This is a genomic window from Pseudomonas sp. GD03944 (assembly GCF_029839275.1).
In the GTDB taxonomy this organism is placed as follows: domain Bacteria; phylum Pseudomonadota; class Gammaproteobacteria; order Pseudomonadales; family Pseudomonadaceae; genus Aquipseudomonas.
Window position 1 is genome coordinate 118,378 of record NZ_JAOCAH010000015.1, and the last position, 15,746, is coordinate 134,123.

Annotated in this window: 13 protein-coding genes; 9 read left to right on the forward strand and 4 right to left on the reverse strand. The window is 63.1% G+C overall.

What is annotated here, in order from left to right; genetic code table 11:
- The first annotated feature begins 4 nt into the window (after nucleotides 1-4).
- Nucleotides 5-499 carry a peptidylprolyl isomerase gene (locus N5C28_RS20235; RefSeq protein WP_279825057.1) on the forward strand — a complete coding sequence of 165 codons (495 nt, stop codon included), beginning with the start codon at nucleotides 5-7 and terminating at the stop codon, nucleotides 497-499.
- Entirely contained in the window at nucleotides 496-1,221 is a 726-nt protein-coding gene (lpxH, locus tag N5C28_RS20240; protein ID WP_279825058.1) for a UDP-2,3-diacylglucosamine diphosphatase, read from the forward strand. Before N5C28_RS20235 ends, lpxH begins: the two co-directional genes overlap by 4 nt.
- Before the next feature lie 873 nt (nucleotides 1,222-2,094).
- On the opposite strand, the gene miaE is transcribed toward lpxH, so the two are convergent.
- A complete protein-coding gene (gene miaE / locus N5C28_RS20245; RefSeq protein WP_279825059.1) occupies nucleotides 2,095-2,700 on the reverse strand; it encodes a tRNA isopentenyl-2-thiomethyl-A-37 hydroxylase MiaE in 606 nt (201 codons plus the stop codon).
- Nucleotides 2,701-2,939: 239 nt separating this feature from the next.
- On the opposite strand from miaE, the gene N5C28_RS20250 reads away from it, so the two are divergent.
- Nucleotides 2,940-3,803, forward strand: a complete 864-nt coding sequence (locus tag N5C28_RS20250) for a universal stress protein (RefSeq protein WP_279825060.1) — start codon at nucleotides 2,940-2,942, stop codon at nucleotides 3,801-3,803.
- Between the two features lie 315 nt (nucleotides 3,804-4,118).
- Here N5C28_RS20250 and N5C28_RS20255 read toward each other — a convergent pair whose 3' ends face one another.
- Nucleotides 4,119-4,595 (reverse strand): DUF1289 domain-containing protein, encoded by a 477-nt coding sequence (locus tag N5C28_RS20255; RefSeq protein WP_279825061.1) that lies wholly within the window; start codon nucleotides 4,593-4,595, stop codon nucleotides 4,119-4,121.
- A gap of 407 nt (nucleotides 4,596-5,002) precedes the next feature.
- On the opposite strand from N5C28_RS20255, the gene acnB reads away from it, so the two are divergent.
- The 5 genes from acnB to N5C28_RS20280 all read left to right on the forward strand — a co-directional run bounded on the left by acnB (nucleotide 5,003) and on the right by N5C28_RS20280 (nucleotide 12,208).
- Nucleotides 5,003-7,603 (forward strand): bifunctional aconitate hydratase 2/2-methylisocitrate dehydratase, encoded by a 2,601-nt coding sequence (gene acnB, locus N5C28_RS20260; RefSeq protein WP_279825063.1) that lies wholly within the window; start codon nucleotides 5,003-5,005, stop codon nucleotides 7,601-7,603.
- 441 nt (nucleotides 7,604-8,044) lie between these two features.
- On the forward strand, nucleotides 8,045-8,254 hold the full coding sequence (locus N5C28_RS20265) for a YgdI/YgdR family lipoprotein (protein WP_279825065.1): 210 nt from the start codon (nucleotides 8,045-8,047) through the stop codon (nucleotides 8,252-8,254).
- Nucleotides 8,255-8,447: 193 nt separating this feature from the next.
- Nucleotides 8,448-9,659 carry a CmpA/NrtA family ABC transporter substrate-binding protein gene (locus N5C28_RS20270; protein WP_279825066.1) on the forward strand — a complete coding sequence of 404 codons (1,212 nt, stop codon included), beginning with the start codon at nucleotides 8,448-8,450 and terminating at the stop codon, nucleotides 9,657-9,659.
- A gap of 18 nt (nucleotides 9,660-9,677) precedes the next feature.
- The gene (locus N5C28_RS20275) at nucleotides 9,678-10,256 is read left to right on the forward strand and encodes an ANTAR domain-containing response regulator (protein ID WP_279825068.1); all 579 of its coding nucleotides are present in this window, start codon (nucleotides 9,678-9,680) and stop codon (nucleotides 10,254-10,256) included.
- Between the two features lie 596 nt (nucleotides 10,257-10,852).
- Complete coding sequence (locus N5C28_RS20280; protein ID WP_279825070.1) at nucleotides 10,853-12,208, forward strand: aminotransferase class V-fold PLP-dependent enzyme; 1,356 nt, start codon at nucleotides 10,853-10,855, stop codon at nucleotides 12,206-12,208.
- Between the two features lie 41 nt (nucleotides 12,209-12,249).
- Here the strand turns inward: N5C28_RS20280 and N5C28_RS20285 are convergent, their stop codons facing one another.
- Together N5C28_RS20285 and N5C28_RS20290 are read right to left on the reverse strand one after the other, a co-directional pair.
- A complete protein-coding gene (locus tag N5C28_RS20285; protein WP_279825071.1) occupies nucleotides 12,250-12,663 on the reverse strand; it encodes a hypothetical protein in 414 nt (137 codons plus the stop codon).
- A gap of 856 nt (nucleotides 12,664-13,519) precedes the next feature.
- Nucleotides 13,520-14,479, reverse strand: coding sequence for a LysR family transcriptional regulator (locus tag N5C28_RS20290; RefSeq protein ID WP_279825073.1), 960 nt, complete (start codon nucleotides 14,477-14,479; stop codon nucleotides 13,520-13,522).
- Between the two features lie 150 nt (nucleotides 14,480-14,629).
- Between N5C28_RS20290 and N5C28_RS20295 the strand changes: the two genes are divergently transcribed.
- Nucleotides 14,630-15,538 carry a LysR family transcriptional regulator gene (locus N5C28_RS20295; protein WP_279825075.1) on the forward strand — a complete coding sequence of 303 codons (909 nt, stop codon included), beginning with the start codon at nucleotides 14,630-14,632 and terminating at the stop codon, nucleotides 15,536-15,538.
- Nucleotides 15,539-15,746: the final 208 nt, after the last annotated feature.

Sequence of the window (15,746 nt, forward strand, 5' to 3'; positions counted from 1 at the left end):
CACCATGATCAAGCTGCACACCAACCACGGCGTCATCACCCTCACCCTGTTCGAAGACAAGGCCCCGGAAACCGTGGCCAACTTCAAGGAATACGTGAAGAGCGGTCACTACGACGGCACCGTTTTCCACCGTGTGATCAGCAACTTCATGATCCAGGGCGGCGGTTTCGAGCCGGGCATGAAGCAGAAATCCACCCGCAGCCCGATCAAGAACGAAGCCAACAACGGCGTTTCCAACAAGATCGGCACCGTGGCCATGGCCCGTACCATGGAGCCGCACTCGGCCTCCGCGCAGTTCTTCATCAACGTCTCCGACAACACCTTCCTCGACCACAGCGCGCCGACCGTGCAGGGCTGGGGCTACGCGGTGTTCGGTGAAGTGACCGACGGCATGGACGTGGTCAACGCCATCAAGGGCGTCGCCACCACCATGAAGTCCGGCCACCAGGACGTACCGGTCGATGACGTGATCATCGAGAAGGCCGAGATCGTCGAGTGATCCTGCTGATCTCCGACCTGCATCTTGAAGAGGAGCGCCCGGACATTACCCGGGCGTTCCTGCATTTCCTGGCGACTCGCGCCACCGAGGCCAAGGCGCTGTACATCCTTGGCGACTTTTTCGAAGTGTGGATCGGCGACGACGCCATCACCCCCTTCCAGCGTTCCATTGCCCAGGCCCTGCGCCAGCTCGCTGACAGCGGCACTCAGGTGTTTCTGATGCATGGCAACCGCGATTTCCTGATCGGCAAGGCGTTCTGCCGTGAAGCCGGCTGCACCCTGCTGCGTGATCCGAGCCTGGTCGAGCTGGGCAACGAGCGCGTACTGCTGATGCATGGCGACAGCCTGTGCACCCTGGACGAGCAGTACATGCGCATGCGCCGCTGGCTGCGCAACCCGCTGGTGCTGTTCATCCTGCTTAACCTGCCCTTGAGCACCCGCCACAAGCTGGCGCGCAAGCTGCGCAAGGAAAGCCGCGAGCAGACCCGCATGAAGGCCAGCGCCATCGTCGACGTCACCCCGGCCGAAGTGCCGCAGGTCATGGCCGAACACGGCGTGCGCACCCTGATCCATGGCCATACCCACCGCCCTGCGGTACACAAGCTCGAAGTCGATGGCGAGCCGGCGCAACGCATCGTGCTCGGCGACTGGGACCAGCAGGCCTGGGCGCTGCAGATCGACGAACAGGGTTACCAGTTGGCGCCGTTTGCGTTGAATGCATGACCGTTGATAGCGCTGATCCGCGCTTTAGCCCTCATTTGAGGTTGCCCCAGGAGAGGAACGCCCACATGCGGCAACCATCCGCAGGTCGCCCGCAAGCCGCCAAAAAGTGGATTGCCGGCACGGGCCATACCGACTAAATGACATTCAAATCAATCGATAAGTTACTGATTTGTCTGAATTCTGATTATTTAATGTAGTTTCGAGGTATTGGGCTGTCATGGGCAGCGCGCGCTCCCGGCTGTCGCTGTGCTCGACCCAGGCTACTGCTCGCCGGATTACCGCGAGTGACGCGGAGCGTCACGGGATGCGTGCCCACGCAGAGCGTGGGAGCGATCAGCCGCCAGAATGCCGCAGCCACCCCTGTAGGAGCGAGCTTGCCCGCCAGCTCTTGAGGCTTTCCGTAGGGTGGATGACGCTTCATCCATCCACCGTGGCATACCAACCGATGGTGGATGAAAAGAGCGTCATCCACCCTACAGGTTGCCGCATACGTAGGATGGGTTGAGCGCAGCGATACCCATCAGAACATTCCCCCGTGTCGCTGCATCCGGCCCAGCCCACGGCTGGCCAACTACCGCGGGTGACACATGATTCCCTGTAGGAGCGGGCTTGCCCGCGAGCTCTTGATGTTCTTCAGCCCAAAGCTTTGCCAGGGCTCATTCGTCCGTCCATTACCGCTCGGTATGTCAGATCTGATGGAGGTATTTAGCCAGGTAGAGTTTTAGCGTGGCTGAACTGGTGGAAGCTCGCGGGCAAGCCCGCTCCTACAGGGATAAACCTCCAGTTAACTATCAATAAAGATATCTAACTGATTGTTCTGTAATGCATACGCAATAAAAAAACGCCCATCAGGGCGTTTTTTCTGCCATCAAATCAGGCCAACGGCACGCCACTGTGGAAGCGGAATTCCGTGTCAGGCGACTCGATCAGCTCCTGCTCCACTGCCCGCACTCGCTCGATGGCCTGGTCCACGTCCTCGGCCTCCCCGTACTGGTAGGCCAGTCGCAGGTAGCCCTGAAAATGCCGGGCCTCGCTCTTCAGCAGGCCGTAGTAGAACTTGCCCAGTTCTTCGTCCAGGTGCGGCACCAGGGCTTCGAAGCGCTCGCAGCTGCGGGCCTCGATAAAGGCGCCGACCACCAGGGTATCCACCAGCCGGTGCGGCTCGTGGGGGCGCACGATCTTGCGCAGGCCCGAGGCGTAGCGTGCTGCCGACACCGGGCGCAGCGGCACCTTGCGGCGTTTCATGATGCGCAGCACCTGCTCGTGGTGCACCAGTTCTTCGCGGGCCAGGCGCGACATCATGTTGATCAGGTCCACGTGGCAGGCGTACTTGGCCATCAGGCTCAGGGCCGTACTGGCTGCCTTGAACTCGCAGTTCTTGTGGTCGATCAGCATGATTTCCGGGTTGGCCAGGGCAGCCTGCACCCAGGCGTCAGGCGTGCGGCAACCGAGGAAGGCGTGGATTTCCGGAAGGTTCATGGGCGGCTCCCGGAGGGCGAGGCCAGGGACAGGAGCAGGGAGCGAAAAACGTCGGTATCAGGCAACACGTGCATAGGCTCGAGCAGGTAAATGAGCGTCCTGGCTGTTCGCCGGGCGCGCCATTATACGAATGGTGGCGTGAACAGCCAGCCGCCTGGCATTGATGCCGATCAAGAACTTGCAGCAAATCGACGATCTATAGTTGTACTGACTGCAATTGATATCAAAGGGAGACGATCATGCAAGCCATCCGCAGCCTCTTGGTAGTCATGGACCCGGAACTGACCGACGGCCTGGCGCTGAAACGGGCGAAACTGATTGCCGGCGTGACCGGCTCGCACCTGCACCTGCTGGTATGCGACAAGAAAGGCGACCACAGCGCCTACCTGCGCGACCTCACCACCCAGCTCGGCCAGGAAGGCTACAGCACCTCCGGCCAGCAGAGCTGGAGCGAAAACCTGCACAACACCATCATTACCGTGCAGCAGGCCGAAGGCTGCGGCCTGGTGATCAAGCAGCACACGCCCGACAACCCGCTGAAAAAGGCCATCCTTACCCCGGACGACTGGAAGCTGCTGCGCTACTGCCCCAGCCCGGTGCTGATGGTGAAGAGCGACAAACCCTGGACCGGCGGCGTCGTTCTGGCCGCAGTGGATGTCGGCAACTCGGACGGCGAGCACCGCAGCCTGCATTCCACCATCATCAGCCACAGCCACGACATTGCTGCCCTGGCCAAGGCATCCCTGCATGTGATCAATGCGCACCCGGCGCCCATGCTGTCGGCGGCCGACCCGACCTTCCAGCTCAAGGAAACCATCGAGGCCCGTTACCGCGAGCAATGCCGGGCGTTCCAGGCCGAGTACGAAATCGAGGACAACCGCCTGCACGTGGTCGAAGGGCCGGCGGATATCCTGATTCCGCACGTGGCGCATGAGTTGAACGCCGCCGTGACCGTCATGGGCACCGTGGCCCGCACCGGTTTCTCCGGCGCCCTGATCGGCAACACCGCCGAAGTGGTGCTCGATTCCCTGGAAAGCGACATCCTGGTGCTCAAGCCGGACGACATCATCGCCCACCTGGAAGAGCTGGTCGCACAGCGCTGACGTGCGATCTCCAATGAAAAAGCCGCCCTCGGGCGGCTTTTTTGGGGTGTATTCAAAAGCTCGCGGGCAAGCCCGCTCCTACGGAATTGCAGACCGTAGCCTGGGTTGAGCGCAGCGATACCCGGGGAGACGCGACGATGGGTATCGCTCTGCTCAACCCATCCTACGGATACAGGCCGTACGTAGGGTGGATGACGCTCTTTTCATCCACCATCGGTTGGTATTCCACGGTGGATGGGTGAAGCGTCATCCACCCTACGAAAAGCATGAAAGCTCGCGGACAAGTCCGCTCCTACAAAAGGCGGCAGCGCCCCGCTACACCCGTGAATCCAGGCCTTCGCGCAGGAACCGGGGGGCGATGTAGCGTTCGTAGTGGGCTTCGGAGAGCAGGAAGAATTCCCGGTCGATGGCGTCGCGCACGTCGGGGAGCGGCCAATTGCGGAATTCCGGCAGCAGGGTCATGCCGTAGGCTTCCAACTGGTTGATGACCCGGGCGCCGCGGGCGATCAGCTGGTACGCCCAGCAATACGGCGACTGTTGCGGCACGAAGCGGATCTGCCGCTGCTCCAGCTGCATGCGCAGGCACTCGGCATCGAATACTTCCACCTTAGCCGCCATCACCTGGACCAGCAGCACCTCGAGGCGCAGCCAGACGGCGCGTTTTTCCTCGTCGTTATAGCTGTTCCAATTGATCACTTCGTGGTGGAAGCGCTTGCAGCCACGGCACACCTGATCCCCGTAAACCGTGGAGCAGAGACCGACACAAGGGGTTTTGATGCGTTGATTGGGCATGGCGGAACAAATACGGGCAAGCGGACAGGCCTGGCATCTTAGCCCTTTGTCTAAGTCAGTTCACCCCTGCCTGACACGGGGGTTTAGCTTAACTTCCTCGCCGCATTGCAGTAGAATCGGCCCGCCTTTTATAGGCGCCAATGTCCGTTGGAAGCTGTTTTCAAAGCGTCACGAGCACAGTCGATCCTGCAGGTACGATAGTTGGCGCCGGCTCCTGAGTCCCATCCAGGAGTCTGCGTCAGCCCTCATCAAGCCCGTCCTGCCGGCGTAAAACTTTGAAAGCAGCTTCTGTTAGCGACGTGCGAAACCTCGGCTGAGGAACCCATAAAGTTCCGAGGCGCCTGGTTCGCTCGTCTCTGGATCGCGTCCCGGACAACCCTTTGGGACCACTGATGAGGGTAATAACTGTGCTTGAAGCCTATCGCAAACACGTAGCAGAGCGTGCCGCTCAGGGTATCGTGCCCCAGCCGCTGAACGCCGAACAAACCGCAGGCCTGATCGAGCTGCTGAAAAACCCGCCTGTCGGCGAAGAAGAATTCCTGGTCGACCTGATCACCAACCGTGTACCGCCAGGCGTGGACGAAGCAGCCTACGTCAAGGCCGGCTTCCTTTCCGCCGTTGCCAAGGGCGAAGCCACTTCCCCGCTGATCAGCAAGCAACGCGCCATCGAACTGCTGGGCACCATGCAGGGCGGCTACAACATCGCCACCCTGGTCGAGCAACTGGACGACGCCGCTGTCGGTACCGTTGCCGCCGAGCAACTCAAGCACACCCTGCTGATGTTCGACGCCTTCCACGACGTGGCCGAAAAAGCCAAGACCGGCAATGCCAACGCCAAGAGCGTTCTGCAATCCTGGGCCGAAGGCGAGTGGTTCACCAGCAAGCCGGCCATCGCTGAAAAGTACAGCCTGAGCGTGTTCAAGGTCACCGGCGAAACCAACACCGACGACCTGTCCCCTGCTCCGGACGCCTGGTCCCGCCCTGACATCCCGCTGCACGCCCTGGCCATGCTGAAAATGGCCCGCGACGGCATCGTGCCCGAGCAGCAAGGCGCCATCGGCCCGCTGAAGCAGATCGAAGAAATCAAGGCCAAGGGCTTCCCGGTTGCCTACGTCGGTGACGTGGTCGGTACCGGTTCCTCGCGCAAATCCGCCACCAACTCGGTGCTGTGGTTCTTCGGCGACGACATCCCGTACGTACCAAACAAGCGCGCTGGCGGCTTCTGCTTCGGCACCAAGATCGCCCCGATCTTCTACAACACCATGGAAGACGCCGGCGCCCTGCCAATCGAATTCGATGTGTCGAACATCGCCATGGGCGACGTGATCGACGTGTACCCGTACGCCGGTAAAGTCTGCAAGCACGGCACCGACGAGGTCATCACCACCTTCGAACTGAAGACCCCGGTGCTGCTCGACGAAGTCCGCGCTGGCGGCCGTATCCCGCTGATCGTCGGCCGTGGCCTGACCGAGAAAGCCCGCGCCGAACTGGGCCTGGGTGCTTCCGACCTGTTCAAGAAGCCCGAGCAGCCTGCTGCCAGCACCAAGGGTTTCACCCTGGCGCAGAAGATGGTCGGCAAGGCGTGCGGCGTAGAAGGCGTCCGCCCGGGCACCTACTGCGAACCGAAGATGACCACCGTCGGCTCCCAGGACACCACTGGCCCGATGACCCGCGACGAGCTGAAAGACCTGGCGTGCCTGGGCTTCTCCGCTGACCTGGTCATGCAGTCCTTCTGCCACACCGCGGCCTATCCGAAGCCGATCGACGTCACCACCCACCACACCCTGCCGGATTTCATCCGCACCCGTGGCGGCGTGTCCCTGCGTCCGGGCGACGGCATCATCCACAGCTGGCTGAACCGCATGCTGCTGCCGGACACCGTCGGCACCGGTGGTGACTCGCACACCCGCTTCCCGATCGGCATCTCCTTCCCGGCCGGTTCCGGCCTGGTGGCGTTCGCCGCGGCCACCGGCGTCATGCCGCTGGACATGCCGGAATCCGTTCTGGTGCGTTTCAAGGGCAAGATGAAGCCTGGCATCACCCTGCGTGACCTGGTCCATGCCATCCCTTACTACGCCATCCAGAAAGGCCTGCTGACCGTCGAGAAGAAAGGCAAGAAGAACATCTTCTCCGGCCGCATCCTCGAGATCGAAGGCCTGGACAACCTGACCGTCGAGCAGGCGTTCGAACTGTCCGACGCCTCCGCCGAGCGTTCGGCTGCCGGTTGCACCATCAAGCTGCCGGAATCGGCCATCGCCGAGTACCTGCAGTCCAACATCACTCTGCTGCGCTGGATGATCAGCGAAGGCTACGGCGATGCCCGTACCCTGGAGCGTCGCGCCCAGGCGATGGAAGCCTGGCTGGCCAAGCCGGTGCTGATGGAAGCCGACAAGGACGCCGAGTACGCCGAAGTCATCGAGATCGACCTGGCCGAGCTCAACGAGCCGGTCCTGTGCGCCCCGAACGACCCGGACGACGCCCGTCTGCTGTCCACCGTTGCCGGTGACAAGATCGACGAAGTGTTCATCGGTTCGTGCATGACCAACATCGGTCACTTCCGCGCTGCCGGCAAGCTGCTGGACAAGGTCAAGGGCGGTATCCCGACCCGTCTGTGGCTGTCGCCGCCGACCAAGATGGATGCCCACCAGCTGACCGAAGAAGGCTACTACGGAATCTACGGCAAGGCCGGTGCCCGCATGGAAATGCCGGGTTGCTCGCTGTGCATGGGTAACCAGGCACGCGTCGCCGCCAACTCCACCGTGGTTTCGACCTCGACCCGTAACTTCCCGAACCGCCTGGGTGACGGCGCGAACGTGTACCTGGCTTCTGCCGAACTGGCAGCGGTCGCTTCGATTCTCGGCAAACTGCCGACCGTCGAGGAGTACATGGCTTACGCGCAGGATATCGACAGCATGGCTGGCGACATCTACCGCTACCTGAGCTTCGACCAGATCGCCGAGTTCCGCGAAGCGGCCGCGAACGCCAACATCCCGGTCGTTCAAGCCTAAGCAGTCCTCAGCATCAGAAAAGCCCCGCCTCGTGCGGGGCTTTTTTATGGGCGGATAAAAGCAACGACGCGGGGTGGATGGCGCTTCATCATCCACCCCATGGGGAGTTGGATATTCATGGTGGATGAAAAGAGCGTCATCCAACCTACAAACAGCGCACCCTGTAGGAGCGGGCTTGCCCGCGAGCTCTTGATCCACCCGACACATAGACATCAGGAACAGACCGCCGAGCTCGAGGCCAAGGCCTCTCCTACAGGGTTCGCACGCAAAGCCGTAGCCTGGGTGGAGCGAAGCGATACCCGGGTATTCCGACCAACACCCATATCCAGCTCACCGCTTCCCATCCCACACATTTCTTCCCCCACCGCTTGCCCCGCCGCTCCCAGCAGCTACCGTCTGAAAGGAAGCACCCTGGAACCGCACACACCCAAGGAGACGCCCATGAAGCACTGGATCATTGCCCTGCTGTGCCTGTTCGCGCTGGCGGGCTGTAGCAGCGAATACATCATCACCACCACCGACGGCCAGATGCTCACCAGCGACGGCAAACCCGAGCTGGACGAAGACACCGGCATGCTCGAATTCACCGACAGCGAAGGCCGCCGCCAGCAGATCCCGCAATCCACCGTACGGCAGATGCTCGAACGCTGAACCACCCCGCCTCCGCCTAAGCCCCGCTCTGTCGGGGCTTTTTTTCTGTCCGCTGGCATATCGCTTGCTACAGCCTGTTGCAGACACGCTCTCTCCCCGCGCGTGATCGACCGAATGACAACGGCGTCGTTCTGATGGTGGCCGGCACGCCGCCATTGGCACGGCGCTTTTTGCTGGAACAAGGACAGGCGCAATGAGCGAGCACGAAACCACCCACAGCACCCCACTGGCCTGGGTCAACGGCAGTGATGCACCGGAAAAGAGCGTGCTGAACATCGGCTTCATGGCCCTCAACGACGCCGCCTCGGTCATCGTCGCGGCCACCCAGGGCTTTGCCGAGAAGCACGGCCTGAGCCTGCGCCTGCACCGCCAGGCCTCCTGGGCCGGCCTGCGCGACAAGCTGTTGAGCGGCGAGCTGGATGCCGCCCACAGCCTGTACGGCCTGATCTACGGCGTGCAGCTCGGCCTGGGTGGCGCCCCGCAAACCGACATGGCCGTGCTCATGGGGCTCAACCAGAACGGCCAGAGCATCAACCTGTCCCAGCCACTGCAGGCGTCCGGCGTGACCTCCGGCGAGGCACTGCGCAAACGCGCGCACCAAAATGAAGCAAGATTGACCTTCGCCCAGACCTTCCCCACCGGCACCCACGCCATGTGGCTCTATTACTGGCTCGCCAGCCAGGGCATCCACCCCCTGCGCGATGTCGACAGCGTGGTGGTCCCGCCGCCGCAGATGATCGAACACCTCAAGGCCCGGCGCATCGACGGCTTCTGCGTCGGCGAGCCCTGGACCGCCAAGGCCGTGGAAGAAAACCTCGGCTGCACCCTGACCACCATTCAGGCGATCTGGCCCGACCACCCGGAAAAGGTTCTGGGCTGCACCCAGGCATTCGTCGACAAACACCCCAACAGCGCCCGCGCCCTGGTCATGGCCGTGCTCGAAGCCAGCCGCTTCATCGATGAGAACGAGGAAAACCGACGCAGCACCGCCCAGTTGCTCAGCGGCAGCGAGTACGTCGACGCCCCGCTGTCGGCCATCCAGCCGCGCTTTCTCGGCCAGTACCAGGATGGCCTCGGCCACGCCTGGCAGGACGCCCACCGCCTGCGCTTCCATGCCAATGGCGCGGTGAACCAGCCCTACCTGTCCGACGCCATGTGGTTCATGACCCAATTCCGCCGCTGGGGCCTGCTCAGGGACGACCCGGATTACCTCGGCCTCGCCCGCCAGGTGCAGCAACTGACGCTTTACCGCGAGGCCGCCGAGGCGCTGAATATCCCGGTGCCTGCCGATATGCGCCGCTCCACCCTGCTCGACGGCACCCACTGGGACGGCAGCGACCCGGCCGGTTACGCCCGCAGTTTCACTCTCCACGCCCTGGCCGACAGCCCCGCTGTCGCCCTGTAACCGCCCGGAGAACTCACCATGCTGCGTATCCTGCTGATCAACGACACCCCGAAGAAGGTCGGGCGCCTCAAGAGCGCGCTGATCGAGGCCGGCTTCGAGGTGGTCGACGAATCCGGGCTGACCATCGACCTGCCCGAACGGGTCGAGGCCGTGCGGCCTGACGTCATCCTCATCGACACCGAATCCCCCGGCCGCGACGTCATGGAGCAAGTGGTACTGGTCAGCCGCGACCAGCCGCGCCCCATCGTCATGTTCACCGACGAACACGACCCCGGCGTGATGCGCCAGGCGATCCAGAGCGGCGTCAGCGCCTACATCGTCGAAGGCATCCACGCCCAGCGCCTGCAACCGATCCTCGACGTGGCCATGGCCCGCTTCGAGAGCGACCAGGCCCTGCGCGCCCAACTGCAAGCCCGCGATGCCCAGCTCGCCGAACGCAAGCGCATCGAACTGGCCAAGGGCCTGCTGATGAAAATGAAAAGCTGCAACGAAGAAGACGCCTACACCCTCATGCGACGCCAGGCCATGAGCCGCCAGCAAAAGCTCATCCAGGTGGCCGAACAGATCATCGCCATGCACGACATGCTGGGGCCTTAACCGCATGATCGTTCCCACGCTCTGCGTGGGAACGCCTCCCGTGACGCTCCGCGTCACCCACAGAACGTGCAGCCACCCTACGAGCCCGGTGAAAACCAATAAACCGTAGGGTGGATGACGCTTCACCCATCCACCGTGAATACCACTCGGTGGTGGATGAAGAAACGCTATCCATCCTACGTTCTTGGGCGTACCCACCATTCGCCGCGGGGCGCGGCTCCTACAGGTAAGCATGAACCCAGGGCGCCCTAGTGGGAGCCCCGTCCCCGGGGCGAAGCTCTTGATCGTTCCCACCATTCACTGGCGACTCTTCGCCCAACGGTGGATGGAAAAAGCGTCATCCACCCTACAAACAGCACATATTGCGATTCGCCGCGGGGCGCGGCTCCTACACACCGCACCTGTGGGAGCCCCGACCCGGGGCGAAGCTCTTGACTCGCGTCAGCCCAACTGTACGGCCAAATCCCCCGCTGTACCGGTCCACCTCACCATCACGGCCCCACTGTTCCGTCCAAAGCCCTCGCGGGCTGTATCTGCCGGTAATCACCGGCCTCGGCTAGCGTATGTCGATCACCTTCGATAACAGGCCACACCCCATGAGCACCACTGAACGCGCACTGCTGGCCGACGCGGATCGCCGCGCCCTGGCCTACCTGGACAGCTCCGCCACGCGCCGGGTGTTCCCCGATCAGTCGGCTCTCGATGCTCTGAGCGCCTTCGACCAACCGCTGCCCACCACAGGCCAACTGGCCGACCAGGTGCTGCAACAGCTCGATGAACTGGGCTCGCCGGCCACCGTCGTGTCCAACGGGCCGCGCTACTTCGGCTTCGTCATCGGTGCCACCCTGCCCGCCGCCGCAGCGGCCGAGCGCATGGTGCTGGCCTGGGACCAGTGCGCCTCCTCCTTCGACAACTCGCCCATCGCCGACAAACTGGAAAAAGTCGCCGGGCGCTGGGTCTGCGAAGCCCTGGGCCTGCCTACCGACAGCGCCGTGGGTTTTGGCACCAGTGCCACCGCCTGCACCCTCGCCTGCCTGTCCGCGGCACGGCGTCAGTTGCTGGCCAGACTTGGCTGGGATTTCGACCAGTACGGTTTGATCGGCGCCCCGGAGATCCGCGTGGTGCTCTCGGAAACCGCCCACATCACGGTGAAAAAGGCCCTGCGCGTGCTCGGCTTCGGCATGGGCCGCCTGCATTACGCACCGGTAGACACCCATGGCCGCATCGACCCGCAGCGCCTGCCGGAACTGGACGACCGCACCCTGCTGATCCTGCAGGCCGGCGAGGTGAACACCGGCGAGTTCGACCGCTTCGCCGAACTCATCCCCCGGGCCAAGGCCGCCGGCGCCTGGGTGCATGTGGACGGCGCCTTTGGCCTGTGGGCGCGCGCCTCGTCGTCCGCCGCCCAGGCCGACGGCGTCGAACTGGCGGACAGCTGGACCACCGACGGCCACAAATGGCTCAACACCCCCTACGACAGCGCCATGGCCATCTGCCGCGACGCCGACGCCCTGGCCTCGGCCATGAACAGCGACGCAGCCTACGCCACGGCCTCCAAAGACGCGCAGAAAAACCTCACCCTGGAGTTCTCCCGCCGCGCCCGGGGCATCGCCATCTGGGCGGCCCTGGCCAGCCTCGGCCGTGATGGCCTGCGTGAACTGATCGACCGCCACATCGCCCAGGCCGGGCGACTCGCCGAAGCCCTGCGCGCCGACGGTTACCAGGTGCTCAATCGCGTGCACCTCAACCAGGTGCTGGTACAGGCCGATTCTGACGAACAGACCGTCGCCATCCGCCAGGCCGCCCAGGCCTCAGGCGATACCTGGTTCGGCCCCACCGTCTGGCAAGGCCGCCCGGCGTTCCGCCTGAGCGTCAGCTCCTGGCGAACCACCGATGCCGACATCGACGCGCTGATCGCCCTGCTGTTGCGGCTCAAGCGCGAAACGCCATGAGCCCGGCAAGGTCATTCACGTGCGTCAGGGCAACACCGTGATCAGAAGACGTGGACGCTTCTGACGACCTCGATGGCCAACTCGTGCAGCGCGTCATCACCGATGAGGCTTACCTCGCGCTGATAACGATCGGAATCCGTGCAGGTCAGGATCGACAGGTCGAAGCCCGGGATATCCAGCATGGCAGCCGTGCTCGCGCCGTCGGTGCTGCAATAACCCGTGCAGTTTTCCACGGCCCGGGGTTGGGGCTGGGTGTAGTGGCAATCGGAATCGAGTTCCTGGAGGGAACGCTGATAGCCAGGAGCGGTTGGGGTTGCTGCGGCCGAGAGAATGGGCGCAGCGAAGAACAGTTGCCACAAGAGCGCCACGATCGCGCACACGATAGCCGCCAGACACGGCCACTCGCACAGCGCATAGGCCCTGACGAGCCTGTTTTTCTTCCTGATACGTCCCACATGACACCTCGGTAGGTTGCCCATCCTGGCAGAAGCAAGTGGCGCTAAAAAAAGCAGCCGGAGTGTGTAGCCTCACGAACTCTTGAGTCGCCGGTTCCCACAGACTGGCGCCTCGTGTCCTACGAATCGATGCGTGGGTATAGGTCGGCAAATCATTACCGCTGCGGTGGTCAACGACAGCGGAGATTGGCGAATCGGCACATTCGGCAATCAGATCGAACGTGGCCATTCGCACTACGTTAGCTGGCATTCACCTCACGCTCGAAACGCCTGCCGTTGTGCGCAAAGCCAGGTAGCACGCTACCGTCGGGACGACGGGCCAGCGCAACCCGATAACGGGCCAAACCCTGCCTGACTCCATTCAGATCCAGTGCCATCGGCGATCCCTCGAACACTGAGAATACCGCTGCAACGTGGCGGTACACGTAGTCGAATTTGGGATAACGGATCGGCGGTTCGCCTGGCCAGCAAGGCGATGTCAACCTGGACAGCAATAGCTGTACAACAGCTATGCATATATAGCCTCTGTACAGATTTTTTGCAGGGGGCTGACCTGAGACCTGTATCACTGATTCGTCAAAAACCTGCGTTCATCGACGCATCGGCGCGCTAAACAGCTAAGCAGGCAGATCGAACTTGTACAACCGCGCGAACGATGCCAGGCCGGATACAGATGTGCTTCCCGCCTGAACGAGATGCTAAGCGCCCTGCTGTTGCAGCGGAAACGCAACGTGACATGAGGAAGCTGATGGGTATCGCGCGGCTCAATCCATCCTACGCCCAAGCACCCCGTAGCCTGGGTTGAGCGCAGCGATACCCAGGGCACCCAATCGCCGTGACATACAAACCACGCGGGTCAAGCAGCGGCCAACACCGACCTCAGCAGCGTTGGACTCGCCGGCTCTACGTGCGATTTACCCAGCAACGCACTGCAGCGCGAACGCAGCCAATGCTCGCCGGCATCACTGTGAGTCGCCCCTCGCCAGACCATCGACAGCGCTTGTTGCGGCAGCGCAACGGGCACCTCTTCGGCCCGCAAGCCCGCCTGGCCCGCCATCGCGTGCGCCACATAATCCGGCACGATCGCGACCATGTCGCTGCCAGCCATCAGCATGGGTAACGCGCTGAACTGCGGTACGGCCAGCACAACCTTGCGCCGACGCCCGATCGCGCCGAGGGCGCGGTCGGCATCCTCGGCCACATTGCCCATGGACGACACGACGGCGTGGGATCGGCTACAGAATTCATCCAGGTTCAGCTCGCCAGGCTGCGAGTCAGCGCGCAGCAGCATCGGCCGACTCGACAGCAAGCCCTTGCACCGCGCATTGGCGGGCAAGTGCAAGGTAGGGCTGATACCCAGGGAAATCTCCCCCGAGGCAAGCAACTGCGGCAGCTGCCATTGATCGGTGCGGCGCACCACCAGCGTAATGTTCGGCGCCTCGCTGCGCAGGCGGCGCAGCAAACCGGGCAACAAGGCGTACTCGACATCGTCGGAAAGACCGACATGAAACGTGGCGTCACTCGTGGCCGGGTTGAACGCCTCGCACCGGCTCAGCGCGGCGGCAATGCCATCGAGCGCCGGCGTCAGGTTGGAAAAGATCTCCTGGGCCCGTGCGGTCGGCTCCATTACCCGCCCCGTGCGAATGAACAGCGGGTCGCCGAACAGATGCCGCAGACGGCCCAGGGCCGCACTGATGGTCGGCTGACCCAGGAACAGCTTCTCGCCGACACGGCTGACATTGCGTTCGTGCATCATCGACTCGAAGACCACCAGCAGATTGATGTCAGCGCGGCGCAGCTCATTTCTGTTCATCATGTTGGCCACCTACACAGGGTTGCGGATTCGGAAGCCTTTCTCGTGAGAGAGGCTGTGGCGTCATTGCCTGGCAGCCATATTGCTGTCGCGGATTCCGATGCGGTAGTGTCGCCATGCGGCTATCTGTGTCGCGAAAAGTGGAACGCCGATATGGACCTGGAAGACCTGCAGACCTTCGTTGAAGTCGCCGATGCCGGCGGGCTCTCGGCCGCCGCTCGGCGCCTGGGCGTCTCCAAATCGATCGTCAGCCGGCGGCTGTTCCGGCTCGAGGCGGAACTGGGCATCCAGCTGCTCGCACGCACCACCCGTGGCGCCGCCCTCACGGAAGCCGGCGTGACCTTTCGGGAGCACGCGGCCCGCGCCAGCGCCGAAATCGAAATGGCCAAGGACATCATCCTGCCCGCCGGCGACCTGCGCGGGCGCTTGCGGGTCGCGGTTCCGCTGTCCTCGGGCCCGATACATTTCGCCCCGGTGCTGGCGGAAATGGCCCGCCGCCACCCGCGGCTTCAGATCGATACCGCCTACGCCGATCGCTTCGTCGACCTGATCGCAGAAGGCTTCGATTGTGCGATCCGGGTCGGCGCCCTGCGCGATTCCAACCTGATGGCCAGGCGCGTGGGCCGGATCTTCGGCCAGCTCGTCGCCAGCCCCGACTACATCCGCGCACATGGCGAGCCACAAACGCCGGACGACATCGTCAACCACCAGGCCCTGGTCGGCGCCGAAGCCTGGCGCTTCATGGATGGCCAGAACCTCGTCACCGTGCAGCCCCAGGGGCGTTTCAAGAGCGACAACGGCGCGGCCATCGCCAGCGCCGCGGCAGCCGGCCTGGGCATTGCCTGGCTGCCCGACTGTGTGACCTACGAGTACCTGGCGACCGGCGCACTCGTGCCGATCATGGCCAACTACCCGCTACCGGTGGGTGACGTCTACGTGGTGCGACCGCCCAGCCCGCACCCGTCGCAAAAAGTGCGCATCCTCGCCGAATTGCTGATCGAATCCTTCGAAAGAAACCCGAATTCCCTGGGCAAAGTCGCCAAGGCGTGGTCGTCCCCGTAGGAGCGGCTGAGCGGCATTCCGATTGTCCGCGAGCTCCACGGTAACCGCCCCAACACCAATGTGTCGGTCGGATAAAAAGCTCGCGGGCAAGCCCGCTCCTACAGTGATCCTCTACAACCGCAACACCGCCTGCCGCGCCTGATGGTTACCGCCCAACGGAGAACACAACCGCTGATGCACCCGGCTCAAGAAACCCACCTCGAACGCT

Excerpts from the sequence above, each read along its gene's own strand:
- N5C28_RS20235 (WP_279825057.1), top strand. The coding sequence starts at position 5 with ATGATCAAGCTGCACACCAACCACGGCGTCATCACCCTCACCCTGTTC.
- N5C28_RS20255 (WP_279825061.1), bottom strand. The coding sequence starts at position 4,595 with ATGCCCAATCAACGCATCAAAACCCCTTGTGTCGGTCTCTGCTCCACG.
- miaE (WP_279825059.1), bottom strand. The coding sequence starts at position 2,700 with ATGAACCTTCCGGAAATCCACGCCTTCCTCGGTTGCCGCACGCCTGAC.
- N5C28_RS20290 (WP_279825073.1), bottom strand. The coding sequence starts at position 14,479 with ATGATGAACAGAAATGAGCTGCGCCGCGCTGACATCAATCTGCTGGTG.
- N5C28_RS20250 (WP_279825060.1), top strand. The coding sequence starts at position 2,940 with ATGCAAGCCATCCGCAGCCTCTTGGTAGTCATGGACCCGGAACTGACC.
- N5C28_RS20275 (WP_279825068.1), top strand. The coding sequence starts at position 9,678 with ATGCTGCGTATCCTGCTGATCAACGACACCCCGAAGAAGGTCGGGCGC.
- N5C28_RS20270 (WP_279825066.1), top strand. The coding sequence starts at position 8,448 with ATGAGCGAGCACGAAACCACCCACAGCACCCCACTGGCCTGGGTCAAC.
- N5C28_RS20265 (WP_279825065.1), top strand. The coding sequence starts at position 8,045 with ATGAAGCACTGGATCATTGCCCTGCTGTGCCTGTTCGCGCTGGCGGGC.
- N5C28_RS20295 (WP_279825075.1), top strand. The coding sequence starts at position 14,630 with ATGGACCTGGAAGACCTGCAGACCTTCGTTGAAGTCGCCGATGCCGGC.
- N5C28_RS20280 (WP_279825070.1), top strand. The coding sequence starts at position 10,853 with ATGAGCACCACTGAACGCGCACTGCTGGCCGACGCGGATCGCCGCGCC.